Origin of the sequence: Mariprofundus sp. EBB-1 (genome assembly GCF_003665155.1) — a bacterium.
GTDB lineage: Bacteria > Pseudomonadota > Zetaproteobacteria > Mariprofundales > Mariprofundaceae > Mariprofundus.
This window is the reverse complement of record NZ_RCFQ01000003.1, coordinates 158,175-184,730: the sequence shown is the minus strand read 5'-3', so window position 1 is coordinate 184,730 and position 26,556 is coordinate 158,175. Positions and strand designations below refer to the sequence as shown.

The window sequence follows — 26,556 nt, the reverse complement described above, 5'->3', positions numbered from 1 at the left end:
GATTCAGTTTCTGTCGGCACTTCACTGACTATGTCGGACTCTGTTTCGCACTGCTCCTCATCATTGCTGCGCAGCACACCTCTACGACAAAAGAGAATCATCGCCGAAGAGGATGGCATTTCAAATTCATCAATCAAAGCACCTGCCAGCATATGTAACTGAGCGCCATCTACTGATCGCTCAATTGGAAACAGGCGATCAACCAGTCGATAGAAATCGCGCTGATGTTGCTGAGAAACTTCCAAGCCATAGGCCAGTGGTACCCAGCCACGTCTTAAACCTTCCCGATATACCTCTTGCCAGGTCGCATCTGACTGATCGAGTAATCGCGTAGTAGAAACATCCTCAACCAATACAACATCGCCAAGCAACATATTCATAAATTCAAATGTCTTATTTTCCTGTTCATAGCCATGTGGATCAGCCTGACGTTTGGCAAAAGAGAGTATTTTTCTAGCCATATACACATCATGAAACGCATCCGGCGAACCGACATCAATTTTGAGCAAGGGGTACTGCTCACTGGAACGAATGAATGTATCACTGTTACTTCTGTTGCGAGGCAGAATCATGATCTTCGGTGGAGTCCACCATTTCACTTCCTCTTTTCGCCTGGATAAAAGCCCGGCAAGCGCGTGATACCACATCTCCAGCAGTGAATCTTCAGCATCAACCTGCATCTCTGTCGGGTATAGCATAATAACCTTGCAGCCGCGCAACAGCGGTGTCACCTGCGCAACGTCCAGACCATCCCATGCATGCATTTCCACTTTAAGCTCACAATCACCTCTTGAAGAGACTTCCTTACACGCCACATTCAATCTGTTTTGGTGGTGTTCCAGATCAAGTAAATCTGACGGATTCAATACATTCACTGTCAATTTATGATGTTTTTCAGCCATTTCGACTATCATGGATGGCAGGCCTTCATGCCAGCCCATGAACAACAGGTTCAGATCCCAGCTATCAGGCCATTGATATGTTTTCAATACAGATGGGCGCATATCCGGTGCAGTCTGCTTCAGCAGCTGCTCCATCAATCCAGGCCATAATGCAGGCTCACGCCCTAGCCCTACTACATCCGTCACCTCATGGACTTTTCTGGCATTCACCAAATCACTGAGCAACAGAAACTCACCATCTGCATTTCTCAAGGCCAACACATTCACGCCACTGTTAAACAGATCGGTAGCCCAATCCACCAGCATAGCACTGGATGTGCCTGACAGAATGGTTGCACCATTTTCCCCTGGCTCGACTTCAGCCTGCCAGGCCACAGTAAACAAGCCCGTTTCCCCATCCACGGCATCAAGCATCTCTATACCCAGCTCGGGCATGAATGAGCAATGATGCATCTGGTAAAGCATGCGTGCCGTCACCGACGCCGAATTAAACAGTTCTGCACCCAACGTGTGCTGATACATGCTATGCAATTGCTCTGACATGCCCGACTGACTAAACAGAGATACACCTACATCCATATTGTTCAGCCCTGCCTCTTTGACAAGTGCATGGTGATCTACCAAGGATTCAGGCTGGGGGAATTTACGGTGGAAGAAAATCATTTCCCGAATACCGTCCAGTTTGAAATGCTTTAGCACTCCTCTGCTACCCTCACGCGCTTGCCGGACATTTAACCAACTGCCAAAACCTGAAACCAGCCGATCCTTCTGATCAAAAAATATCCAGGCCGAAAAATAGGAGCGACGCATCCGCCCACACATCTCACCAAACACTTTCAAAATAGATTCGGCTTTATCATTTTCACCCGAGATCAACAACTGAACACGCACAGAAAGCGGGCTATTGGTTAGCTCGCGCAACAGTGCTGCCATCACATTGGTACCAAGGCCAACCAGCAAAGCAAAGAAGAATACGCCGGTCATCGCAATGATCATCGTTAATAACATCAATCCCGGACTAGTAGCCTCAGATGGTGTCGTACCGGGGTCGATTAGCCAGGTAAACGAGAACAGGATGACCTGTATAACACTGTAATCGTGATTATTTACAGCGCCATCTCTGCTAAGATCCATATGGGGATAGACAAAATAGACCAACAGACCGGAGCAAAGCAACAGCAAAAGCATCACTCCAATAAGCATTCCAGATTCCTTTCGCACCTCGTGCATCTGCGACACTTGTTTAAAGGCTAACATCAGACTTGCCAGTGGGTTCAGCATCACTAACACACGCACAACACGCAGTAAAACCAGCCACTGAGGAACAGCTTCTGCCACATGAAACAAGGCCATCGTCACCACTAAATCAAATCCGGCAAAGCAGAACTCTGCAGTTCTACGCCCCCCTTTCGGCAGCACTTTAACAATGGCAATGACTCTGGAAACCACTTCAATCAACAAGGCAACCGCAATAAATAGCGCCACATCCGGCATCCCCAAAGCCGCTGCACTTAAAGCGATTGGCATCATCGCCATCGGTAGAGAGTAAACAAAGGTTTCGTATGTCAGAAAACGGAATACACGCAGCATTTTGAGCATATACATGCCACGCAATACTCTGGTTAAACGCAAATACATGGAGTTTGCAAACAGTCCAGCAGGCATAAATAGAATCAGATACAGACCAATGGTTGCCATGGCATCAAACAGAAGAAAGACAAGTTCATGCCGGTCTCTCCACCCCTTCTCTTTCTGTAACCAGATGCGCAACAGCAACTCAATGGTAAAGAACAGCGTTAACGGGGCAATCACAAACCAGTATCGCTCAAAGGCACAAAGCAGAAGGGCCGCGAGAATAAGCAGAGCATATCGCGGGTGCGAGAACACCCGCTCGGCAAGATACATCCATTCTCTTCTGGAGCGACCTGCAGAGGCAGTAGTACGCTGTTCGGTTCCAACCTCACGCAATGCAGGTTCTGATTCGTTCGCCGACACATCAACAACTGATGCCTGTTCTGGCTTCACAACAACACCTGCAAGATGAAACGTATCGGACGCCGCCTTGAGCGGCAGTGATCGCAGATGTTCATCATCTGAACCCGATTCAGTCCCGCGCCGCTCTACCGACGCAATGCGCCCAAAAAATCGCTCACCCGACTGGATAGTTCAGCACCTTTCTGGGTAAGCGCATTGGCGACATCCAGCACGCCGGCAGCAGCCTTGCCAGTCTCTTCTGAAGCTGTACTGACGCCGGCAATATCATCGCTGGCCTGATGTGTCGCTTCAGATGCGTAATGAACACTCTGTGCAATTTCACGGGTTGCTTCATTCTGCTGTTCGGTCGCCTCTGCGATGGATTTATTGATGTCATTCATGCGCTGAATCACCGATCCAATGTGAGAGATCGCTTCTGCAGCACCTCCACTCTGGCGTTGAATAGCCCCGATCTGTCCGGCGATCTGTTCCGTTGCCCGGGCAGTCTGATTGGCCAGCTCCTTGACCTCACTCGCAACCACGGCAAATCCCCGGCCTGCATCGCCCGCACGCGCGGCTTCAATACTTGCATTAAGCGCCAACAAATTAGTCTGTTCAGCAATTTCAGAGATCACACGCACAACCTCTCCAATCTGCTCTGAGACCTCCGACAGTTCCGAAACCGTTGTGTTAGCACTACTGGCTTCCTCAACCGCAGCAGCAGATATTTGTGCCGCCTCATGTACCTGACGGGTAATTTCACCAATTGAAGCAGATAACTCTTCCGATGCCGAAGCCACCGTCATCACATTATCACTGGCCTGTTGCGAACTACCCGATACAGATTCCGCCTGAGCCGAAGATTGCACTGCCATTGCCGAAAGCTGCTCGGCAGCCTGCTGCATCTCGTCCCCATAGCTCTGAATTTCTGATACTACGCCACCAACATTGGTTTCAAAATCATTGGCCAATGCTGAACGTTCCGTCACATCATTCCATGACACCATCACCGATTGCCACGTACCGTCATTGTCATAAATGGCATACGCATCGAATTCGATATTTCTATCCCCCACCATAAAGCTGGCGTGATGCGGAAAATTGGCAGCACTGGATAACAGATGACGCTGATGAGATGGTTTGCGATGGAAAATATCAATGCACTGGCCAACAATTTCATCAGCCTTGCATGGTAAATCTTCTTCAAGCGTGCGAAACAGGTTCAATGCCGCCGGATTCATATAGTTCACAACCAGATCACTCTGATTGGCCAGCATCGTTGCTTGTGGCGACACCTCGACAATCGCCTTAAGCTGGAACGCTTCTTTGACAGTAAGTGTCAATTTATCATAGGACTCGACCAGTTGCCCGATCACACCCTGAATCTGAATATTAAGCGTGTGTGATGTATCACCATCGTCCAGCGCATCCAGTGCTGACGAAATCTCCCTCAGTGGCGTCACTACGGATCGAGCAATCATCCACAGTAGTAACATGATTAATAGTAAGCAAACAAGGCTAATGCTCCAAAAAGTCACCCCTTGAGAAGCATGGATCGCATCCAACTCGGCTCGAACATCAGCCATCTCTTTTCCTAAAGCCGCATCCATGGCATTCATACCAGGCAGCAGCTGTTCATTGAATATCTTGCCAAAACTTTTGCGTTTATTGCTCATGTTTTGTTTCTGTGCGGCATAGTTAGCCAGAGCCTGCGTATATTGCTCCAGCTCAGCTTTGATGGTGGAGCGGTTGGCGTCTGTCATGCCAGACTGGTTTAACAGCGTGACAAAGTGAGCCGCTTCTTTGGCATGTTTTTGCAGATATTTTTCAGTACCTCTGAGCATGAAATCCTTTTCATGCCGACGCAGCATCAACATGGAGACCATTACTCTATCGTTGCCGACCTGCTTCAGTCGCCCCTCAATAGCATGTACTGCTGAACGCAACTCTCCACGCAAGCCCTCTTTTTCGGTCAACCCCATCTTCTCTTTTGCATCTGCAAAGTCACGGATTTCTCTATCAAACGGCATCATGCTTTCAGTCTGCTTGGCTGCTAGTTCACGTAGCGCCTTGCTCGGCAATCCGGCCTGCAGTGTTTTCAGAGACTGTTCGTTTTCATTCCAGGTACTTTCATAGGCCGAACCTAACGAAGATTGACCTTCTACCAGTCTGAGCGCCAGCGCATCCTGCCACTTGGTTTGCCCTGTCAGCCCATCCAATATTTCCATCTGATCAGACAACTTCACAACCTGTTCGTCTATCCCATTCAGATCATCAATCGTTTTTTCATGCATCAAACCAACGAGCATGACAGCCGTCACTGTCAATATTCCTATAGCCATCATTCTATGTACAACGGTAAAACGATCATGCCATGCTGCTTTCACTGAATCTGTCATGCCTGAACTCCCTAAGTCATCCACATATTAATCCGGTCTGAACTCTCCCGCAGGAAACGACGACCATCACTTATCGACAGATAGGAGCAAAACAGATGCCACTTCCGGCTTGGCAGCGCACAGCAAAGCAGCCGTTAAAAGAAACGGCGTATTCTTCGCAAGTTATTGTTTATATTTCAGGTGATTTTTATCCGGTTTCGACCAGCTTCTTTGGCCTTATAGAGATTGTTGTCTGCCAGTAGCATCATCTCATCAAATGCCAAATCTGAATCGCAGCAAACACCTATACTCACGGTAACACGAACAGGATCGTCACCGTGTGAAAACATGACAGTGTCTTCAATTCTACTACGTAGACCTTCGAATAGCAGAGCCGCTTTATCACGATCACAGTTCTCCGCCACGATGCAGAACTCCTCGCCTCCGATTCGGGCAAGCATATCCGATTCACGCAGACGATCTTTCAACTCGGAAGCCAGAGACTTGAGTACGCGATCTCCCGCCTCATGGCCCAGGCTGTCATTGATCTGTTTGAAATGGTCTATATCCATAATCGCCACGGCATAAGCCTGTTTATAGCGTTTGGCATTAGCCTGAATCCTGGGGAGCGAAGCGAATAGAAAACGCCGATTATGCAGGCCAGTGAGAAAGTCCTGATTTGAAGCATCTCTGTAGGAGCAGATAAAGTCCTGCATATTCAAGTTCTGCATCACGCGGCACAACAACTCCTCTTGTGAGCAACTCTTGGGAATATAATCATTGGCCCCACTCTTAAGATATCGCGAAGCCAGCCTGTCATCACCAACACCCGAAAATCCGATAATGATCAGATCTTTATGGTTTGGCATATCCCTGAGCCTCTTGCACAGCTCAAAACCATTCATGCTCGGAAGGTTATAGTCTATCATGACCAGTTTAATGCCTTCCTGCTCACTAAGTATTATCAACGCATCTTCGGCCGTAGCCGCCTCATGGGTTTTGAGCATGGCACGGTTGAGTTTATTCACCACCCGCTTCCTACACATGGATGAGTCGTCCACAACCAAGGCCTCGATATTGCGGTTTTTCTGCAGCCTGTTGATCAGAGTACCTAGATAATTAATAGAATAGACACTGTCTTTATTCACATAATCAATCATCAGCGCATGCTTTTCACACATGGACTTCATGCTTTCCGACTCACTGCCTGAAAACACCACAAAGGGAATATTGTGCATGGAGATATAATCGACAATTTCACCATCCTGAGCATCGGGAAGGTTCAAATCGAGCAAAGCCACGAAATAATGTTGGCCGTCACGTTCAACCAATCGCATCGCGTCTTCCAGATTGTGGGCTATATCTACAGGCAGATCAACGTGCACATCCAAGTGTTTGAGTACTGTTTTACAGATAAACAGTGAATCATCGACCAGCAATATTCTCTCCTGCATAGGATAGCACCCTCACTAGATTTAATTTTAAACTCCAAGCATTAATCAGGCCATTGTTTAAAATAGCGTACAAACAAGAAGCCACATCAAAGGAGATATATCACCAGAACGATTGCAGATAAGACTCTACCTACGAATGCGCTAGCCAAGTCAGTTACCCCCCCCGCCAGAGCGTTAGAAAATTGACATATTATGCATGCACACGCTTGTTTACGGGCACAAAAAAAGGAGCCTCAGCTCCTTCTTACACGCATATCATGAATCATGATTAATCAAAATCTTTCCAATCATCATTATCTACGCAATGCGCATCACTATAAGGGCTAAAAGCAGGGGAATCGATCAAATATTCCAGCTCTGAGTTTGCCATATTCATAGGGTTTCCTACCAAATTCATATATTCCAACCGTGAAAAGGATGGCTTTGTTGCTTCAGTCATCATGCTATGACCTCCTTGAGTTTATTCTTTCTATGCAAAAGCTACGCAGATATAAGTCAGCATGATGTCAGTCGAAAGACAGCCATGTGACATAGGATCGTGACATGGGGTCAAGTCAGGTAATCTGTATTATCCAGAGTCTCTAACGCATCATCCAACGGTGAAGACACTCCCATAAGAAATGCTAATTCCGGTAGTGGAAAATGCGGATTGCGTTCACGCACCCACTCCATAAACGCGATTTCACACTCAGGACTCATTGCCTCAACGATCATGATTATACCCTCTCCCCTTTACGTCTGAAGACAATTCTACAAGGCGATTATGTCATTATGATGTCACCTGTTGAGCTGCGACAATATGCCACATTGGTTCTTGCCAATCAGATGATAGTGTTTCACCTGTGTAGACGAGTCCCCCTTAAAATCGTCTAATGATATACCTCCCTATCGTGATGTTGTTCTCCTCAAGTCTTCATCACTCATCAGGCCCGGTCCCTCAGCCCGGGCCTGTTTTTTTTCTTAAAACTTTTTATCATCTCGCATGTTTATAAAATGTTTACCTCTCTAAAATGTTGATTACAGTGACGCGTTATTGAGCGTCATCATAGTCACGGAATGATGATAAAAATGCATCGGAGAAACACATGAAAAGCCCTGTTTATCAATTAATTGAACGCGTTCAACAGCAAATCCTCGGCCAGGATGAATTGATTAATCGCATGCTTATTGCTTTGCTGGCAGATGGTCATTTACTGGTAGAAGGAGCACCCGGACTGGCCAAAACACGTGCCATTAAAGTGCTCGCCGATGGTTTAGAAGGCGATTTTCATCGTGTGCAGTTCACCCCCGACCTGTTACCTTCAGATTTAACAGGCACAGAGATCTACCGACCACAGGATGCTTCATTCAAGTTTCAATCCGGCCCGCTGTTTCACAATCTTATCCTTGCCGATGAAATCAACCGCTCCCCGGCCAAGGTGCAATCGGCTCTGTTAGAAGCGATGGCTGAACGCCAGATTACCGTCGGCAATGTCACCCATCAGCTACCCGAACTGTTTCTGGTCATGGCAACCCAGAACCCGATTGAACAGGAAGGCACCTACCCCTTACCGGAAGCGCAACTCGACCGCTTCCTTATGCATGTGCGCATCGGCTACCCAGACGCGGTAACAGAAAAAGCCATTCTGCGTCTGACACGTGATGAAATGCTGCAAGATTCAAAAGCCGGGCAATCATCTCACACAAAAATTTCACAGGCTGATCTGTTTGCCGCCCGCAAAGAGGCGATGCAACTTTATATGGCCGATGAACTGGAAGATTATATTGTCCATCTGGTCATGGCGACACGTCATCCCGAACAATATAACGATGATCTAGCGCGCTGGATTCAATTTGCAGCCAGCCCTCGCGCCACGATTGCCCTTGATCGCTGTGCCCGTGCCCACGCCTGGTTGGCGGGGCGCGATTTTGTCAGCCCGGAAGATATTCAGGCCATTGCGCCAGATGTATTGCGCCACCGTGTATTGCTGAGTTTTGAAGCAGAGGCCGCTGGCATTAGCTCTGATGATGTCATTAGCGAACTACTCAAACGGGTTGCCGTGCCATAACTGACAAACCATTGCACTGCTTTCATCAACGCACTCCAGGAGAATAGACTGCAACGCCCTGACCCCATCAAGCCTGACCTGGCTTATTTGATTCAACTGCAACAACCCGCTGCCGCCTTGCACTTAAAGGCAGGGTATCCGCGTGCATTGATGGCAGGAGGGCATCTGTCACGATTTCAGGGGCGCGGTATTGAGTTTGACGAAGTGCGTCCTTATCAACCCGGTGATGATATCCGCAGCATGGACTGGCGTGTTACTGCTCGCACTGGCAAACCCCATACCAAACTGTTTCGTGAAGAGCGTGAACGGCCGGCTTTGATGTTGGTCGATATGCGCCCGGCCATGTTTTTTGCTACCCGTGGCGCGCTCAAATCGGTCATTGCAGCTGAGTGCGCCAGCCTGTTGGCCTGGAGTGTCATGCAGCAGGGTGATCGCATTGGTAGCCTTGTTTTTGGCGGTGAACGCTCAACAGAAACACAACTTGCGCGTCCAGTGCGAGGCCGTCGTGGTGTATTACGACTACTGGGCAATGTGATCAATCATCCCAACTGGAAACAACGCCCTCAAGCCGCTGATGAATCAGAATCCTTACTGATGCTGCTACAACGTGCTTTTCATGCCGCACGTACCGGCAGCATGATCATCATCGTCAGTGATGGTCGCGGCATGAATGATAAGGCTGCTTCTCTGTTAAAACGCCTGCTACAACATCATACCGTAGTCTTTATACTGGTATATGATGCATTTGAAGCGGATATGCCAGCGGTAGGAGAACTGCAGGCCAGTGATGGCATACAACAGCGCAGTATCGATACCAACAGTGCAAAACAGCGCCAACAACATCAGGTGCATTTTTCAACGCGTCGCGCTTACTTGAAAGATCTGTCTCGCCTACCCGGCTTTGTACTGCTGGAGTGCGCAACGCATGATGATCCCTTCAGTGTCTTGCAAGCGAGTCTGGGGCGATGAACAAACTCCCAATGAACGGTCAAATGAACAGCGGAGCAGATACTGATCCGTTGGCCCAATTGCGGGATATTCATCTGCCGGATGCAATCAGCTGGTGGCCGTTGGCCCCAGGCTGGTGGATGCTGTTTGCTTTGATTTTGATCATCATTGCCGCACTGTTTTATTATCTGCGCTGGCGCGATATTCAAAAAAACAAGCCGATAATTTTCTCCACGCAACAGGTCATGCAGGCAGCCCTGCTTGAACTCACCAACATCGAGAAAGTCCATGCAGAAACTGAAGCGCTATCTGATGGACAAGCTCGCCAGATCGTGGCTGACATATCTCAGTTATTACGCCGCTGTGCGGTACAGCTCACACAGATCGACAACAATCCAAACAGTGTTGCAGGCCTGACCGGTGATGCATGGCTAAGCTGGCTCGATGAGCGCTGGGATCGCCATGATTTCATGCAAGGAGTTGGCCGTATCTTGATTGATGCGCCCTATCAAAACGGTTTTTCTCAGAATGATACATTGATTGAACTGCTCACACTGTGCAGGGACTGGCTGGAGCAGCAAGCATGAGCGCGCTCTCCTGGCTCTACCCATGGCTACTACTCTTATTGCCACTGCCGTGGTTTGTCTGGCGTTTTTCCACCCCCATTCAACAACCGGAAGCTGTTGCGCACATCCCTTTTACCAACGACTGGGGGGAAGCAGGTATGCCTTCATCTCGAGCAGGCACAGGCAAGCTGCGTCTGTTTTTGTTATCGCTCATCTGGCTGCTGCTGCTACTCGCTGCAGCCAGACCCGAATGGCATGGAGATGCGGTTGAGCTACCTGTCAGTGGTCGTGATCTGGTTCTGGCCGTGGATATTTCAGGCTCCATGCAGATGAAAGATTTCACCCTGCAAGGCCAGCAGGTTGATCGTTTAACTGCCACCAAAGCAGTTGCCGATGCATTTATCCAGCGCCGCGAAGGTGACCGTATCGGCCTGATCCTGTTCGGTAGCAAGGCTTATGTGCAGACACCATTAACCTTTGACCGCCACACCGTACGCATATTATTGGACGAATCGGCCATTGGTTTAGCAGGCAAATCGACAGCCATTGGTGATACGATTGGCTTAACAGTTAAACGTTTGCAACAAAGTGCCATGCCCGCGATCAAACCGTCAACGGCCCATGAACTTACTCGCTCTGATGCAGCTCACACCGAACCCACTGCATCCGAACTATCGCTTTCTAAGCAAACCGACAAACAAAGCGCCCAACTTGAGCGTGTACTGATTTTGCTCACCGATGGTGTCAACACAGCCGGTGATATTTCCCCCCAACAAGGTACCGATCTGGCGGTTAAAGCCGGACTGAAAATTTATACTATCGGTATTGGTGCAGATTCGATGAATGTCAGCTCATTTTTCGGCACCCGCCAGATCAATCCATCGGCGGAACTCGACGAGGAGGGTTTAACAAAGATTGCCGAGCAAACTGGCGGTCGCTATTTCCGTGCCCGTGACACGCATGAATTAAATGAAATTTATAAGCTTATTGACAGATTGGAACCTGTTGAACGTGAACGCAATATGTTCCGCCCCTTGCATGCGCTATTTATGTGGCCTCTAGCGACATCGCTATTGCTGGCCATGCTTCTGTTGGCATCCACCCTGCCCTGGAAAAAGTATCTGACTGCAAACGGAGGCGCACTGTGGAAACATTAAGCTTCTTTGATCTGTTCCATTTCCTGCGTCCATGGTGGTTTATACTACTGCCTGCATGGTTACTGCTCTCTTATCTTTTATGGAAAAACCATCAGCAGAAGAATGGCTGGTCAGCCCTCTGTGACCCTGCCCTGCTCAGCTATCTGGTTGGCGAAACCACTGAACGGACAAACAGATCCAAACGCTGGTTAACCGCCTTAATCTCGGCCGGCTGCATTGCTATTGTAGCATTGGCAGGACCTGTCTGGAAACAACTGCCTCAGCCGCTGTTCCAGGCTCAGTCGGCCATGGTCATCGTATTGGATCTGTCTCGATCCATGGATGCGGAAGATCTGAAACCCAGTCGACTGATTCGCGCCAAACAGAAGGTGCAGGATATTCTCGCCGCCAGAGTCGAAGGGCAAACAGGTTTGATTGTATTTGCTGGTACGGCCTTTGATGTGGTGCCATTAACAACCGACAATCAGGCTATTCTTTCGCTGCTCGCATCACTCGATACCAGCATGATGCCAAGCCAGGGTAGCATGGCATCTGAGGGTCTGAAACATGCCCTGTCCATGTTTCAACGTGGTGCGATTCACGCTGGCTCCGTGGTCATTCTATGCGATGGCATAGACCAGAATGCCATACCTGCTGCGCAGGCGCTCTCTAAAGCAGGTCATCTGGTCAGTGTGCTGGCTGTGGGCACGGCTGATGGCGCGCCCATTCCCGCACCCGCTCAAAAGAACGGCAGTGGTGGTTTCTTGAAGGATAGCACCGGCAGCATCGTGGTTGCCCGGGTTGATAATAAATCACTCTCTGCTGTGGCCAATGCCGGTGATGGACTATTTCAACACATTCGCCTTGATGATGCCGATGTACGCCATTTGCCCGGTTTGATTCCACCGCGCTTGTCCGAGTCCGCTTCGGATCAGAGCGCGCAAACCGACAAGGTTCAAACCGATCAATGGCATGAAGAAGGCCCATGGATATTACTACTGCTTCTGCCTTTGTGTGCTCTGGCATTCAGACGTGGTGCTCTGTTCATGGTGCTTTTACTACCCATGCTCAGTGCAGTGATGATGCCGACTCCATCCGATGCCATGGAATGGAAAGACCTATGGCAGACACCTGATCAGCAGGCACAAACACTGATGCAGCAAGAGCATCACAAAGATGCAGCGCAGCAATTTGAAGACCCGCAGTGGAAAGCTGCCGCTCAATACCGAGCCGGCCAATTCAAGGAGTCTGCCGAAGCATTAGAACCGCTCAAACGTACAGATGCACTGTACAACAGAGCCAATGCCCTGGCCAAAGCAGGTGATCTGCAAGCAGCACTGGATACTTATGATGAAGTGCTAAAACAGGACAGCAAACATCAGGATGCCCGGTTTAATCATGATCTGGTTGAGAAATTGCTAAAAAAGCAACAGTCCAAAGAAAACAAGTCTGGTGATAAGGGGAAAAAATCGGACAAACAGAACCAGCAGCAGGGTAATGATCAGTCCAAAGATCAATCCCAACCTTCTGAACAGTCATCCAAACAGCAAGGTGAGCAGTCGCAGGATCAATCGCAGGCTTCCGATGCACCCGACAAACAAGCTTCTAAGGATAGCACTGCCTCTAAAAATGATGAGCAGACATCAAAAGAAGAGAGAAAACAGGAAGCTCAAGCTGCAAATAAAGCTGAAGAGAAATCGGAACAAGATAAAGAAACACAGGCGGCTTCAAAAGCAACTAATGATCAAAAGTCTGAAAAAGAGCATCAACAGGCCCGGCAACAGAATCAGATCCATGAGTCCGATCAGCAGGCACTGGAAAAACTACATGAGCAGCAACAGCTATTACGACGCATTCCTGATGATCCGGGTGGATTGTTGCGGCGTAAGTTTAAATATCAATATAAGCAGCAGGGAGCACAACCACTCTCAGGGAGTAATCAGGCATGGTAACAATGAGATGGACATATATTTTAGCACTCTTCACAACACTGCTCTTGAGTGGCCAGGCCTATGCAGCAGTGACAGCGCAAGTGGATCGTTACAACATCAATGTCGATGAAACCGTGAACTTCACCATTGAAGTCAGTGGTGATGACAATGGCGAACCTGATATCACACCATTGCAAAAAGCGTTTCAAATACTCTCGCAAAACAAAAGCAGCTCCTACAGTCTCATCAACGGCTCCATGAGCAGCAAAACTACATGGTTCCTCACCTTGCGCCCACGCCATGCCGGCACATTAATCATTCCGGCTTTACAGGCCGGTAAAAAACAGACCGCAGCTATAACGATTCAGGTCAGTAAAAGTGCTCCCCGCCAAACGGGTGCTGCCCCACAAGGTGAATTGTGGATTGATATGAAGATCAACCCTGAATCTGTACATGTGCAGCAGCAGGCCGTACTTACCCTGCTGATTTACCAGTCCGTGCCATTAAATCAGGCCCAATTAAGTGAACCCAAATCCGATCGAGCGATGACTGTGCGCCTTGGTGAAGATAAGTCCTACCAGCTTAATCGTAATGGTAAGGTTTGGACGGTTACTGAACGCCGTTATGCCGTTTTCCCCATGCAGCATGGCTTGCTCAAGCTCGACCCAGTCCAGCTTGATGGCACTGTTTTATCCGGGCGTTCCTATGGTTCTGCATTTCAAACGACCCGCCCCATTCGCGTGCGTTCCAACGCACTCGAATTGGATGTCGAAGCCATGCCTGCAGACTGGAAATCCAACACATGGTTGCCTGCCACCGATGTCCAGCTAACAGAGGATTGGCCAACAGGTGAATTTAAGGTGGGTGATTCCATCACGCGCACACTAACGCTCACCGCTACAGGCTTAATCTCCAGTCAACTGCCTGAATTAAGTACCCTGCTGCCGGATCACCTTAAAGCTTATGCCGATAAACCCGTACTCACCGATACGAACACCCTGGATGGTGTAACCGGTCAGCGCCAGGAAAAACTGGCCATTTTAGCCACCCGACCCGGCACATTTATTTTGCCTCCTATCGATATAGATTGGTGGAATTCCAAAACCCAAAGCGTGCAGACGGTCAGCCTTCCAGCCCGCACCTTCAAAGTACTACCTGGCCCTGTTGATCCGAGTCAGCCAAACAAGGTAACACCTAAAGCACCAGGCTCTGCCGATGCGGCGCCAGTCGTGGAGCAACAACATAATAAGCCAGATCAACTGGCCGGAATAGGATGGAAATGGATAGCACTGCTCTCAACACTTGGCTGGCTGATCACGCTGGTTTGGCTATATCGCAAATCAACTTCAGCTCCTCAGCAACCACCTCCCGGCACTGATATTACGATAGACAGAAGTAAACTGAAGAAGGCAGTATCAGATGCCTGCCAACAGAATCATGCCAAAACTTGTGAGCAGGCACTGCTTAACTTTGCCAAAGCACAGTGGCCCAAGGAGCGTGTTCATAGCCTCGCGTCCTTCGCTAAACATTGTGATGCGGAACTCCTTGTAGAAGTGAACGCTCTGGAACTACACCTCTATGGGAAACAAGAAAGCACACAAAAACAGACATGGCGTGGATCACCACTGCAATCTGCCTTTAAAAAGGCCAGTTTTATGACTGCACCGAATGCATCTACATCAAAGAACAGTGCTCTACCTACGCTATACCCTGAATAAAGCGTCTATCGTGAACAGGCAATTATTGCCATGACTTAGCACTCATTTTACCCGATATGATCACTTTGATCAGAAAGGATATGCAAGCCAATAGAGGAAATAATCATAGGCCTCGATGATGCTATGCACACGCAATGGCAGAGTGCGCGTTGACATAATTCTGGCACATACGCGCCGATATCTAATGTCTGAAAACGTAATCTACATCACTTTAGCATTATTTTTCGTTTATAGCGTTCACCACACAAAAGACGACCTGTTCGACAATATGATCACTGAAGTTGTGGCATATAAATTGCAATAAACAAATAAATCGCTACGGTCGCGCGGTGTAAATGCAACAAGGAGTTGGAAATGGCATCAAAATTACTTTTATCACTGCTATGTACCATGATCATCGCATGGCCCGGATATGCCACCTGCTCCGAAGACTCTATTCGCCAGCATAGTAGCCCTCAACTACAACGCCTGTTGGAGAAAAACATTAAAGATCTGCACTTGAGTTCAGCAGTGCGTAACAAACGCCTTTCAGTAGCTCTGGTTGATGTAACCAATCCCAATATGCCCAGCATGGCGCAAATGAATGGCGATGAGATGATGTATGCTGCAAGCCTGCCCAAAATTGCCATCCTCCTTGCCGCCTTTGAACGCATTGCTGAAGGTAAATTGAAACTGAACGATGAAATGCGTCAAACCATGACCAATATGATCCGTCACTCTTCCAACCAGGCTGCCACCAAAATGATCAGGGCGGTCGGCAAAGATTATATCAACACCGTACTCAGTTCTCCAAAATATCGACTGTATGACAAAAAATACAATGGTGGTCTGTGGGTCGGTAAAGAATATGCAACAGGTGTCGCCTTTCATCGGGATCCACTGCATCAACTTTCTCACGGTGCTACAGCCCTACAGGTAGCCCGTTTCTATTATATGCTTGAAAACGGCCAACTCGTGTCACCGGAAGCATCCCGTAACATGAAAGCGATACTTGGCAAGCCTGGTATTAATCACAAGTTCGTCAAAGGACTGAGCAACACGGATGCAAAAATATTCAGGAAATCAGGTAGCTGGCGCACCTTCCATGCCGATAGCGCCCTGATTGAACACAATGGCCACACCTATATCGCCGTTGCTCTGGCCAATGATCCCAACGGTGGTGAGTGGATGAAAAAACTGATCCGTGGAATGGATAAAATTATTCTCGCACAACATCCGCAGACACACTTTGCCAAGGCAGCAACAGGCCATTCAGCAAGCATCAACTGAGTCCTGCTCACAGTATGAACTGTGCCTTATAAACTCACCAAACCCTTAAAAATATTGACTTTTTTACACAAATAGCGTAGACACCTTCATAATACGATCCAATTTCTTCGGATGGAGGTGCGTTTGTATGATACGAAAATCACGCTTGATTCTCAAACTCTGGTTTCGTTTAATCACCGCCCTGCTCTTTTTCATGCTAATTCCGCATAAATCAACAGCCACAGAACACCAACCCGGACACCATCATAAAAGTACCGCAATGGACAATACTTATGGTCCAACAATCCGGGCAAGTGCGAATAGAGAACTGCAAAGCATGCTGGAAAAACGCATAGCCACCCTGCATCTGTCAAAAGCCATTAAAGATAAACGTTTGGCTGTAGCGCTCGTTGATGTCACCAATCCATCTATCCCGAGGATGGCGCAAATCAACGGTGATGAAATGATGTATGCTGCCAGTCTGCCAAAGATTGCTATTCTGCTTGCAGCATTTGAACGCATCGCCGCAGGTAAGCTGCCATTGAATAAAGACCTGCGTAAAATGATGACAGATATGATTCGACATTCATCCAACAAAGCTGCCACAGAACTACTGCATAAGGTGGGTGATCGATACATCAACACCGTACTATCTTCAGCAAAATACAAGCTGTATGACCCGATGCATAATGGCGGCCTATGGGTCGGCAAAGAGTATGGCAGCGGCAAGGCCTTTCAGCGCGACCCTCTTCACCATCTCTCTCATGGCGCAACGGCTACCCAGGTAGCACGCTATTATTATCTACTGGAAACTGGAAAACTGGTTTCACCAAAATACTCTAGCGAAATGAAAAACATCCTCTCTAAATCGGCGATCAGCCATAAATTCGTCAAGGGGCTGCACGCCGAATATCCTGATGTTGCCATGTACCGTAAATCCGGCACATGGCGGCAATGGCATGCCGATAGTGCCCTTATCGAACATGATGGACACCGTTATATCGCAGTGGCTTTGGCCAATGACCCGCACGGCGGTGAATGGTTGAAAAAACTAATTTGTGAAATGGATGATATTATTGTGGCAAAACATGCTTCGCATGCAAACCTTGCATCAACTGATGCAGGCGTGTCGCAAGTCTTTGCTGAGCCAGAGCGGAATTCTTCCTCAACACATTTGATGTAACAGTTACAATATAATGCAGCTGTGAAACCCCTGCCGGAGCTTCGATTATTGCCACAGAATTCATCAAATTCAGTTTGTTTCCCGAGTATTTTTTACATGTAAAACCTGCTTCTGCTTCACATTTATAATATGAGCCCGACTTAAAATAAACGGCAGCACCTTTCAGTGCCGCTGATGATGCATAACGGATACGATGTCGGGTTAAGTACATCAACTTTTTCATTTGTAAGCTGGACCAGGCATCCACAAGCTGCCCCTGCTCCATGAGCAAACAAAAACGCATCAACTCCCTGGTAGTCATCAGGCTCGAGCCTCCCGGCACACGCTGTTTGCCAACACGGGAAAAAAAGCCTCCCTGACGAAAGCGCTCAGGATTCAGTCTGTTCCGAAGCACAGGTTCTCTCAATGTCACCATCAATGCATTGCTGAGCTGCTTTCTGCTCGTCTGCTCAAAATAACGGTTCTCAGCAGCTCGACCAACGGGATACGCAGAACCAAAATGACGCAACAACATCACATGTTTAAGTACCATGCTGGCGGCCGCATTGGAGCTGGCCGAGACCATCCAATCCACATAGCTCCAAAGGTTAGCCTCATCACCCTCAACCAGCTTACGCTTTCGCAAACGCATTTGCTCAGGTATCCAGAATGGTACGGCATGATGATCTTTATGAATAAATGCATCGGCCACGATCATACTTTCACGCAACACCTGCTCCCGCGCAGGAATATTATCCGGATAAATTTCCGCCAGAGACTGAAACAGCGACAGCATGATAACCAGTTTACCTACACTGGCAGGGTTACGGGGTATATTCTCATTGTGCGCCGCGTAAACAGGATGATCAGGATTACTTAAATCGAGCAGGCTTATACTATAATCGTCTGCCTCATCACCGAGTAAATAAATAAGTTGCCTCGTTAACATCTGGTCCGTTGCAGGTAGCGGCGCACGATCATGCTCTTGCATGCGCAATCTTATCTGATCGCTACTAAGCTTTGCTCCTGCTGGCAGTGAGTTGCCTGCCACCCTACCAAGCTGTGCCTGCCTGTAACCTTCCAAGCGCGTGATGCCCGTTTCTGTAGCGCCATCGATCGGATAAGCCATAGCTTGCCATGCCCCTGACAATAGCACACACATAAACATCGTAATCCGGCTCACCCTGCTCATCACTTCACTTTGGAAAGCGCAGGCGCTTTATACATATCAACCATACGGTTTGAGCGTTTAGGCAAGGCTCTGTCCATTGCCTGTAATGTCAGGCTGTGCCATGCCCTTTTACTCTCAACAAAAGGGCGAATCTGAAACAAGGCAAGGTGACCATGACTAAAACCGAATTCTATATCTGCCGCCACTGGCAACATGTCACTACTGCGAGGCAGAGGGAACCGTAAGTCAACATCGGCAGCCAGACTCTGTAACTGTTTGATCTCATCCTGATTCAACAGTGACGGCTCACCACTGGCTGCCCTGTGTTCAACACCACCCTGCTCTAAAAGCACCATTTTCTTAGCTGCTGTTGCCTGACTAAGCAGACGGACACCATCATGCATACGCCCTACGCGCAGCTCTTCAGAAGCCTGTCCATCAACAGCACCACCCACACCTTCATTTACAGCAATGGTCAGCCAGCTATGGTCTCCACTTCCCACATCGGCAGTGACCATCACACCGGATTTTTCTGAGGGAAAACTTTCCATCAACAACACGGCAGGATACACATGTTCCGGTTTTTCCATATTGGATTGCCGCCAGGCAAATGCCCGCTCGCTAAACGGAGAGGCCCATACACGTTTTACTGCATTCAGAATGGCATCAAAGCCAACCACATTCGGCACTGTAAGGTTCAACCCGGCCCCATTAAATCCAGGCAGGTCTTCAACATTGGTATCACTACGCACAAAAATACCGTTGCCATCACGGCTGCCGAATTTATCTTTTATAGCTCTTTCCAGTTGTTGACGAAAAACAAGCCCCGGATCTCCGTCAATAATTCTATTGCGTAATTTCGCCAGAAATTGATGTGTTTCCCGAATGCGTGCAGCGCCCATTTTCATACGGTCCAGACGACGGTATTCACTCCGCATCCAGGCAATAATGGATATGCCCCCGGCTTCAATCGGTTGCTGCATATAGTCACGAAACACACCGAATGGGATGACCAGACCGGGGCCCACCAGCTGTGGATAATAGTAAGATAGCTGGCCAAGGTTGGCTGCTTTTGGGCCTACCGTCCTACCTGAATCAGTGGCCCTGATGATCTTTAAAGCAATGATTGTTTTGTCTTTCAAATTCAACTTTTCCAGATCAGGATTTATCGTCACCTTATCTTGCGACTCAGAGCCAAATACAACATCCCACTTCTTATGATCCGGCACTATATTGATCACGCCCCTTTGACTTACAGCCAACACAACTCGCTCGCCTATATGCGTCCGAATTTCAGCTATACGCATGTCGTCTGCAACCAGATTGGGAATACCCATATTTCGCGCCAACAGCTGCACATGCGAGACTGAACTACCTTCACCGCGGGTAATGATGCCAGCGATAGGAGTCAGTTTTTGTGTGGTGGATTTAAGAATATAGATGCCATCAGAGCGCATTTTCTCACCCTGCTTAGGCTCAGCTAGCAGCACACCTCGACGCAATCCCTGATTCAAGGCCCGCAACCCACTACCCACTTCTCTACCAAACAGTTGGTGTTTCATGCCACTCAAACTATTGGCATCTACGATCAAGGTATCCAGCACCTGCATATACGGCAACAACGGACTACCTCTTAAGCGATCCGGTATAAACAGTTGTACCAATGGTGTTATTGGCTGCCACTGTTTCAGAGCCGTGGAAAAATGAAATGCCAGGGCGCGCTGTGACCACTGCGAAACACGGCCCAGATAATTCAGCGAGGCATGATAATCACGTACCTTTATCCGTCTGTGTTGTAATAAAGCATCAAGCTCTTGTGATATGGCTTGCCACTGTCGGTCAGATAACATACCCGTCGCATGCAGTGCTGCTGCAATGTGGCGCAACCATCGCAAGCGGGTACGCCGACTAGCATGATCAACACCTTTCATAAGTTGGCTGGCTTGAACAAACACTTCCTGCTCAAGAATCAGCGTAGCGCGCAGAAAACGCAGTCGATTATATACGGTATAGGGATTATCACTGGTTAATAAGCTTCGATATGCTTGTGCCTTTGAGGCTGCCAGCTCAATGATCTGAGCACTGCTTTTTGTCCGCTTAAGCGCATGTATCAGCTTCGTCATTTCACGACGAAAAGCCCTATTGGTCGATTCATCATGCAACTGTTTGAGCTGTTCATTGGCTGTCTGGGCACCAAACATTTTTTCCAGCCCTGCTACCAGACCTGCATACTGTGTTTCCAAACCGGCAACACCCGATTTAGCAGCATACGCGCGTACGCTTTCGCTATCCTTAGCGTCAGGGATACTATGAATTTTCACACGCAGATCATGAAATCCCGGATCTCTTTCGCTTATATCGGCCGCCATCTGACGCACTTCTGCACCCAGCAATGGCTCAACCGTAATTGGCAACATCCGCACCGCTTCCCGCAATAAAAGGAAGCGCTCCGACGTGAGCCAGCGCTTATCACCCAGCATGGCCAGAACAATTTTTGTTGCCGCATCCTGTTCAACTTCGGTTTGAATAGCACCGCGATAATATTTGGCTTTGCGAAAGACCCAACCGTTATCAATATGTATCAAAAACTGCTCAAGCAGTATTTGACTCAAATGTTCCGCACTGTCAGATGAGTTTACAAACTGCTGCGGGTCTATAGCTGCAAGTATATTCGCAATTAGGTAGCCATTTTCGCGCATAGCCACTGCACGCTCATTCCATTCGCCGTACTGGCGACCACCACCATGATCCTGGCAGGCATACGCTTCCGGCGGCAACACGCTACCATCTTTACAATGCCACTGAATGGCCTTAAATGGCCCCTTTGGCTCATCTTTAAACTGATTCACCCAGCTGCGATATGTAAGTAACTGATTGTCTGCAATAGCTGCCTGAGCAACACCCACGCAGAGTGAGAAAAACAAAACCACAATGATCGGCATACGCAAAGGCATAGGATAGAGTATAGACAAACAACCGATTCCTTACCACTGCAGTATTACACCTGAGAGCGGGTTTTATCCCCTTCTATCCTCACGCCACCGTTCTTATGTACTACAATGAAGTCACCGTGCTTGAGACAACAAGCAGCGTGGCATTAGAATGACGCAGATAATCCTTGTAGAATAAGGCCGACAGTAAATACCGCGCCCACATAATGCGAGAGTATAAAGAACTCAAAACCCCAATGTTCACCACAGCGCATCAAACGACCGCCAAGCATCAACTGCAGAATCATTGCAGCCCACCAAGCCAGCCCTATCCAGAAACCACCCATAATATATGCAGACACGCCAAGCAACATAATGTTCATAAATCCAAGGATAAGGATAGCCGGCACAGCGGCATCACCGAAGAAAATCGCCGTGGATTTCACACCAATCTTTTTATCATCATCCCGATCAGACAGAGCATACGCAGTATCATATGATAACGACCAGCACACATTGGCAAAAAACAACAACCAGGGAATGGGTGAATCAAAGACATCACCGGTTTCCGCCGCCCAGGCCATAATAGCCCCCCAGCCAAAAGCCATGCCAAGCCAGGCTTGCGGAAAATGGGTATAACGCTTCATAAATGGATACAGACTAGCCAGCACTGCTCCTATCACCGCCAACACAATCACATATGCGGAAGTTTGCGCCACCAACAACAGAGCGAGTAGCAACATGACTACAAAACCGATCAATGCGGCACCCGGAGCAATCTTACCGGCCGCAATAGGGCGCGCTTTGGTACGTTCAACCATCGGATCGAACTTTCGGTCGGCAATATCATTGATCACACAACCGGCAGAGCGCATCAGCACCACACCACCCACAAAAACAATGACATTTTTCAAACTTGGCCGCCCACCGGATGCCGCCAGCAAGCCCCACAAGGTTGGCCACAATAACAACCAGTAACCCACGGGGCGATCAATACGTAAGAGTTTAACCCAGTCAATGAAGCTTCCAACAGGTGAGAATCTCATCATCTGTTAGAGCCTGTATCGACGGCTTGTCGTTTCGATTCGAGCCCACATGATGGGATGAAACACCTCCACCACCAACGCCTGCACACCGGATGGAGAACGCAACACGGAGCGTCTGGCCCAACGCCCTTTATGTACACTTTCACCCTGCATTTGCGCCACACTGAGATCGGAACGTGCCAGGGATAGCCCTCTATCCAGCAACAGGTTACCCAGAGGTCGCTCCCCTGCTTCCAGATCAGCAATCAAATCGGCCGGCAACGTCTCCAATGGCAATACGGATTCGGCATCAAACAGTACCGATCCACGATGCATTAAAGAGACCTGACGCCGTAGAACGGGGGCGTTTCCTTCACAGCCTAACAATGGCCCTTCACCCGGTTTAGTAAGATCTACAAATTGATCGTGTAGCTCTACGTCCAAACGAATACCAAAATGACGCTCCAAAAAACGGGTCAATGAACCAGCGGTCGTCAAAATCGCACCTGCATCGCGGCTAAGTCCTGCCTCTGCCGCTTTCCAGTAACGCACGGACTGCCAATCCTGGGCTTCTAAATCTCCAAAAAACATGCGCGCATAATGAACCCAGCCGTCTAAGGGTCAAGGTATTGCATCACTTCTGCATCTCCAAATTGAAAACGGTATTGCATCAGACAGATAAATCAGGCCAAATCCCGCCTATGACTTGCCGCCTTTATTTGAATCAGCCTCTTGAAACAGGCACATCGCTCACATTACCTACGGATCAGGGTCACTATCTGCGCAGCGTCATGCGCCTGAATGCTGGAGATGAGGTCATTGTGTTTAATGGACAGGGTGGTGAGTTTCTGTGCACGGTTGAACAACTAACCCGTGAAAACCCCGCTCTTTTTATTGCCTCATATGCAGAGGTGGATCGAGAAATGCCAAAACGCGTACATATCGTACAGGCAGCCTGTCGCAGTGAAAAAATTGAAACAGTATTACAAAAAGCTACCGAACTTGGAGCAGCAAGTTTTACTGTTGTGCGCAGTGAGCGCAGCACCCTGAAACTCGATGGTGCTAAACTGAAGAAACGTCTGCTGCGCTGGCAGAGCATCGCCATTGAAGCCGCTGAACAGAGTGGCCGCACCATGGTACCTGAAGTGCACTGGACCAATACATTGAAAGATTCGCCTGCGCTTGGTCTCTGTTTCACCCTGCATCCGGAGCCAAAAGCCAGCCGTTGGCAAGAGCAGAAAGACGCGATGTTCAATGCGGACGATATTACGCTCGCCATAGGACCTGAAGGCGGCTGGAGTGATCGGGATATCGACACCCTCAATACTGCCGGGTTTAACTGTCTCACCTTCGGCCCCCGCATCATGCGCACAGAAACAGCGGCCCCTGCCCTGCTCGCAGCGATTCAGGCAGGCATTGATTCTTAATCACCCTATACGATCAACACTCTCTCGCATGCAAGGCCTTTGCGTGTAGCTACTTTCGGGCAACTGCCAAGATTCATTCAGAACTTCATTGTAAATGTGCCAACAGCTCCCCAAAGATTGACCATTGTCGCGCGTGTCGCGCCAACTTTGACATTGGTCCAGTACTGCATCCACTCACCACCAACAGAAAACTGATCATTAATGGAGAAATCGCCGCCACCGCCGTAGCTGAAGCCTGTTTTCGATTTCATTGGCGCAAACAGGGCAATACCCGGCACATCAACTTTAAACAATGGCTTGGCAGTGGTTGCCCCCACCAAGGCATAGAAACGGAAATCCGATGACACAGCATTCTGCACTTTAAGCAGATAGGATTTAAAATAGTTCGTGCTCATATCCACCGTTGCCGGGGTAGCAATAACCGTACCTGCAAGAGTACTTCCAGCCGGATACGTCTGTTTACCGGTACTGTCTACCGTGCCAAGACGCAACTCCATACCAAAATACTCATACATATCTACGCCAAACTTCGCATAGCCACCTAAGGCAGTGACTTTTTGAGAGAAGGCAGTAGTCGTATCCTTCGCATCAATCCCAAAAACACCTACACCGACACCCGCATACGGTTTGAAATCCTGAGCCTGAGCGCTGCTACTGCCCGCCAGAATCATTGCTATGCCAATTAGTATTTTTTTCATTACGATCTCCAGAGTGTTTCTTGATAGTTTGATCTTATATTTAGTTGAAAATAAGAAAAAAAGCAACTACTTCCTTCATTTTCAGTTGTTTGAGCGCCCACAACCAACAGCAGCCATGCTCGCATCCGCGGTAGTAATCCCAAAACAGAGCCAACAGATTGTGTCAGATAGTGCATCCCCTCTACCCCACGTGCCCGCTATTTTGCAGGCGAACCAATCAGGCCTTCACCACGATGATCTGAAATACCTGTCAACGCACCTGATTGCCGCTGCCATAAAATGGCTTGCATATTACCATATTGTCTATTCATTGCCTTGAGATGATGCCCTCGCTTTTGTAAATCATCGGCAACATCTTTTGAAAAAGCACCTTGTTCATATTGCACCACATCAGGTAAAAACTGGTGATGGTAACGCGCCGCATCCACCCACTGCTTGGGCTCGGTTTCATCCAGTATAAAGCCCATCATGGCCAACGCGACCATGCTGATAATACGCGAACCGCCGGGCGTACCTACTATGAATGTGCGTTTCGGGCCTATTACAAAGGTTGGCGTCATGCTCGATAACATGCGTTTTCCGGGTGCTACAGCATTGGCCTTGCCTTGCACCAGACCATAGGCGTTAGCTTTACCCACCTGTGTGGCAAAATCATCCATCTCATCGTTAAGTAGGATACCAGTTGAAGGGGATACATAAGCAGAGCCAAAAGCGTAATTGATCGACAGCGTCGCAGAAACCATATTACCTTGTGCATCAATCACAGAAAAATGCGTGGTGTCCGTACCATTACCGGCAGGTTCCGCCAAACCGTTCAAGGTTTTCGAGGGGGTCACCTTTTCCATATCAATACTCGATCGTAAGGTTTGCAAACGCTCTGGCTGCAAATAATCTTTGGGAATCTGCACACAATCACGATCACCCAGATGCTGATTACGATCCCGATAGGCGCGTTTCATCGCCTCAATAAGCAGATGTTTGCGATCTGCCTGGTTCAACGATTTGAAATCATCATTTTTCAGTTGCCCGAATAGGTGTGCCAACGTCAAACCACCCGATGACGGCAACGCCGCCGAGACAACATGATAACCCTGATAATCAAACGCAACCGGTTCACGCTCAATCACCCGATAGGCAGCCAGATCTGCTTCACGAATCAAGCCACCGTCGCGTTTCATATCTGCAACCAGGCGGCCTGCAGTTTCACCATGGTAGAAGTCATCTGCACCCGCTTTGGCAAAACGCGTTAAAGTATCAGCCAAAGCCGGCTGTTTAAGCTTATCACCCCTCAGAAAGATACGCTTAGCACTATCGTTGAATGCCTTTCCACGCCAATTAAGCATGCCTTGCAAGCGCTCGGAAACGGCAAAACCATCGCGCGCTAAACCGATAGCGGGCTGCGTGATTTGATCACGTTTCAACACTCCATATCGACTGACCAGATGATCCACACCGGCTGCAATGCCCGGTACGCCCGCGGATTGTGGGCCATCAATACTGGAACGGGTTTGATATATTTCACCGTGCTCAGCCAACTGCGGTGATGTTTCACGCGCATCGATCATCACATAACGCTTTTCTTTGGCGATATAGAGCAGGAAAAAGCCACCACCACCAAGACCTGATGAACCGGGCTCGACAACGCCCAGAGCCAGGGTAGTAGCTGCAGCAGCATCAAATGCATTTCCGCCTGCCTCTAAAACCTCAAGGCCTGCTTGTGTTGCCAGCTGATGAGCTGAAACCACCATGCTTGAAGCAGGGGCTGCGGCTTGAGAAAGTGAAGCGACAAACAGTAGCGCTGTAAACAGCACTGAATACAGAGAGAAACGGAACATGCAAT

Annotated in this window: 20 protein-coding genes; 9 read left to right on the top strand and 11 right to left on the bottom strand. The window is 48.6% G+C overall.

The window, feature by feature from the left end:
- The 5 genes from D8Y20_RS02605 to D8Y20_RS13565 form a co-directional block, all read right to left on the bottom strand.
- The coding region (locus tag D8Y20_RS02605; protein ID WP_147434007.1) for an ion transporter at positions 1 to 2,927 on the bottom strand (2,927 nt) is incomplete at its 3' end.
- A 95-nt stretch (positions 2,928 to 3,022) separates the two neighbouring features.
- Complete coding sequence (locus tag D8Y20_RS02600) at positions 3,023 to 5,275, bottom strand: methyl-accepting chemotaxis protein (RefSeq protein ID WP_121541462.1); 2,253 nt, start codon at positions 5,273 to 5,275, stop codon at positions 3,023 to 3,025.
- Between the two features lie 176 nt (positions 5,276 to 5,451).
- Complete coding sequence (locus D8Y20_RS02595) at positions 5,452 to 6,708, bottom strand: diguanylate cyclase (protein WP_121541461.1); 1,257 nt, start codon at positions 6,706 to 6,708, stop codon at positions 5,452 to 5,454.
- A gap of 268 nt (positions 6,709 to 6,976) precedes the next feature.
- Positions 6,977 to 7,147, bottom strand: a complete 171-nt coding sequence (locus D8Y20_RS13570) for a hypothetical protein (protein ID WP_153232651.1) — start codon at positions 7,145 to 7,147, stop codon at positions 6,977 to 6,979.
- Between the two features lie 110 nt (positions 7,148 to 7,257).
- The gene (locus tag D8Y20_RS13565; protein WP_153232650.1) at positions 7,258 to 7,422 is read right to left on the bottom strand and encodes a hypothetical protein; all 165 of its coding nucleotides are present in this window, start codon (positions 7,420 to 7,422) and stop codon (positions 7,258 to 7,260) included.
- 371 nt (positions 7,423 to 7,793) lie between these two features.
- Between D8Y20_RS13565 and D8Y20_RS02590 the strand changes: the two genes are divergently transcribed.
- The 8 genes from D8Y20_RS02590 (at position 7,794) to D8Y20_RS02555 (ending at position 17,486) form a co-directional block, all read left to right on the top strand.
- Positions 7,794 to 8,756, top strand: coding sequence for a MoxR family ATPase (locus tag D8Y20_RS02590; RefSeq protein ID WP_121541460.1), 963 nt, complete (start codon positions 7,794 to 7,796; stop codon positions 8,754 to 8,756).
- Between the two features lie 87 nt (positions 8,757 to 8,843).
- Entirely contained in the window at positions 8,844 to 9,725 is an 882-nt protein-coding gene (locus tag D8Y20_RS02585; protein ID WP_236075204.1) for a DUF58 domain-containing protein, read from the top strand.
- Positions 9,726 to 9,736: 11 nt separating this feature from the next.
- Positions 9,737 to 10,291 carry a DUF4381 domain-containing protein gene (locus D8Y20_RS02580; RefSeq protein WP_161957559.1) on the top strand — a complete coding sequence of 185 codons (555 nt, stop codon included), beginning with the start codon at positions 9,737 to 9,739 and terminating at the stop codon, positions 10,289 to 10,291.
- Positions 10,288 to 11,427 carry a VWA domain-containing protein gene (locus D8Y20_RS02575; RefSeq protein WP_121541457.1) on the top strand — a complete coding sequence of 380 codons (1,140 nt, stop codon included), beginning with the start codon at positions 10,288 to 10,290 and terminating at the stop codon, positions 11,425 to 11,427. Before D8Y20_RS02580 ends, D8Y20_RS02575 begins: the two co-directional genes overlap by 4 nt.
- Positions 11,322 to 13,358 carry a VWA domain-containing protein gene (locus D8Y20_RS02570; protein ID WP_236075203.1) on the top strand — a complete coding sequence of 679 codons (2,037 nt, stop codon included), beginning with the start codon at positions 11,322 to 11,324 and terminating at the stop codon, positions 13,356 to 13,358. The genes D8Y20_RS02575 and D8Y20_RS02570 overlap by 106 nt, the downstream gene beginning before the upstream one ends.
- On the top strand, positions 13,352 to 15,055 hold the full coding sequence (locus D8Y20_RS02565) for a BatD family protein (RefSeq protein ID WP_121541456.1): 1,704 nt from the start codon (positions 13,352 to 13,354) through the stop codon (positions 15,053 to 15,055). The genes D8Y20_RS02570 and D8Y20_RS02565 overlap by 7 nt, the downstream gene beginning before the upstream one ends.
- A 354-nt stretch (positions 15,056 to 15,409) precedes the next feature.
- Positions 15,410 to 16,324, top strand: a complete 915-nt coding sequence (locus D8Y20_RS02560) for a serine hydrolase (RefSeq protein WP_121541455.1) — start codon at positions 15,410 to 15,412, stop codon at positions 16,322 to 16,324.
- A gap of 127 nt (positions 16,325 to 16,451) precedes the next feature.
- Positions 16,452 to 17,486, top strand: a complete 1,035-nt coding sequence (locus D8Y20_RS02555) for a serine hydrolase (protein WP_121541454.1) — start codon at positions 16,452 to 16,454, stop codon at positions 17,484 to 17,486.
- Here the strand turns inward: D8Y20_RS02555 and D8Y20_RS02550 are convergent.
- The 4 genes from D8Y20_RS02550 to D8Y20_RS02535 all read right to left on the bottom strand — a co-directional run bounded on the left by D8Y20_RS02550 (position 17,377) and on the right by D8Y20_RS02535 (position 23,182).
- A complete protein-coding gene (locus D8Y20_RS02550) occupies positions 17,377 to 18,594 on the bottom strand; it encodes a serine hydrolase (protein ID WP_236075202.1) in 1,218 nt (405 codons plus the stop codon). The two genes, D8Y20_RS02555 and D8Y20_RS02550, sit on opposite strands and share 110 nt — an antisense overlap.
- Before the next feature lie 62 nt (positions 18,595 to 18,656).
- A complete protein-coding gene (locus tag D8Y20_RS02545) occupies positions 18,657 to 21,590 on the bottom strand; it encodes a PEP/pyruvate-binding domain-containing protein (protein WP_121541453.1) in 2,934 nt (977 codons plus the stop codon).
- Positions 21,591 to 21,733: 143 nt separating this feature from the next.
- Entirely contained in the window at positions 21,734 to 22,615 is an 882-nt protein-coding gene (locus tag D8Y20_RS02540; protein ID WP_236075201.1) for a 4-hydroxybenzoate octaprenyltransferase, read from the bottom strand.
- A 3-nt stretch (positions 22,616 to 22,618) separates the two neighbouring features.
- Positions 22,619 to 23,182 (bottom strand): chorismate lyase, encoded by a 564-nt coding sequence (locus tag D8Y20_RS02535; RefSeq protein ID WP_121541452.1) that lies wholly within the window; start codon positions 23,180 to 23,182, stop codon positions 22,619 to 22,621.
- Positions 23,183 to 23,310: 128 nt separating this feature from the next.
- Between D8Y20_RS02535 and D8Y20_RS02530 the strand changes: the two genes are divergently transcribed.
- A complete protein-coding gene (locus D8Y20_RS02530; protein WP_236075200.1) occupies positions 23,311 to 24,018 on the top strand; it encodes a 16S rRNA (uracil(1498)-N(3))-methyltransferase in 708 nt (235 codons plus the stop codon).
- 77 nt (positions 24,019 to 24,095) lie between these two features.
- Here D8Y20_RS02530 and D8Y20_RS02525 read toward each other — a convergent pair whose 3' ends face one another.
- Together D8Y20_RS02525 and ggt are read right to left on the bottom strand one after the other, a co-directional pair.
- Entirely contained in the window at positions 24,096 to 24,716 is a 621-nt protein-coding gene (locus D8Y20_RS02525) for an outer membrane beta-barrel protein (protein ID WP_121541451.1), read from the bottom strand.
- Between the two features lie 197 nt (positions 24,717 to 24,913).
- Positions 24,914 to 26,551, bottom strand: coding sequence for a gamma-glutamyltransferase (ggt, locus tag D8Y20_RS02520; RefSeq protein ID WP_201265502.1), 1,638 nt, complete (start codon positions 26,549 to 26,551; stop codon positions 24,914 to 24,916).
- Between the last annotated feature and the right edge of the window lie 5 nt (positions 26,552 to 26,556).

Bases quoted from the DNA above. Each gene is read 5' to 3' on its own strand.
- D8Y20_RS13570 (WP_153232651.1), bottom strand. From the start codon at position 7,147: ATGACTGAAGCAACAAAGCCATCCTTTTCACGGTTGGAATATATGAAT.
- D8Y20_RS02565 (WP_121541456.1), top strand. From the start codon at position 13,352: ATGGTAACAATGAGATGGACATATATTTTAGCACTCTTCACAACACTG.
- D8Y20_RS02535 (WP_121541452.1), bottom strand. From the start codon at position 23,182: ATGTTTTTTGGAGATTTAGAAGCCCAGGATTGGCAGTCCGTGCGTTAC.
- D8Y20_RS02580 (WP_161957559.1), top strand. From the start codon at position 9,737: ATGAACGGTCAAATGAACAGCGGAGCAGATACTGATCCGTTGGCCCAA.
- D8Y20_RS02560 (WP_121541455.1), top strand. From the start codon at position 15,410: ATGGCATCAAAATTACTTTTATCACTGCTATGTACCATGATCATCGCA.
- D8Y20_RS02550 (WP_236075202.1), bottom strand. From the start codon at position 18,594: ATGGCTTATCCGATCGATGGCGCTACAGAAACGGGCATCACGCGCTTG.
- D8Y20_RS02595 (WP_121541461.1), bottom strand. From the start codon at position 6,708: ATGCAGGAGAGAATATTGCTGGTCGATGATTCACTGTTTATCTGTAAA.
- D8Y20_RS02575 (WP_121541457.1), top strand. From the start codon at position 10,288: ATGAGCGCGCTCTCCTGGCTCTACCCATGGCTACTACTCTTATTGCCA.
- D8Y20_RS02540 (WP_236075201.1), bottom strand. From the start codon at position 22,615: ATGATGAGATTCTCACCTGTTGGAAGCTTCATTGACTGGGTTAAACTC.
- D8Y20_RS02590 (WP_121541460.1), top strand. From the start codon at position 7,794: ATGAAAAGCCCTGTTTATCAATTAATTGAACGCGTTCAACAGCAAATC.
- ggt (WP_201265502.1), bottom strand. From the start codon at position 26,551: ATGTTCCGTTTCTCTCTGTATTCAGTGCTGTTTACAGCGCTACTGTTT.
- D8Y20_RS02525 (WP_121541451.1), bottom strand. From the start codon at position 24,716: ATGAAAAAAATACTAATTGGCATAGCAATGATTCTGGCGGGCAGTAGC.
- D8Y20_RS13565 (WP_153232650.1), bottom strand. From the start codon at position 7,422: ATGATCGTTGAGGCAATGAGTCCTGAGTGTGAAATCGCGTTTATGGAG.
- D8Y20_RS02600 (WP_121541462.1), bottom strand. From the start codon at position 5,275: ATGACAGATTCAGTGAAAGCAGCATGGCATGATCGTTTTACCGTTGTA.
- D8Y20_RS02555 (WP_121541454.1), top strand. From the start codon at position 16,452: ATGATACGAAAATCACGCTTGATTCTCAAACTCTGGTTTCGTTTAATC.
- D8Y20_RS02545 (WP_121541453.1), bottom strand. From the start codon at position 21,590: ATGCCTTTGCGTATGCCGATCATTGTGGTTTTGTTTTTCTCACTCTGC.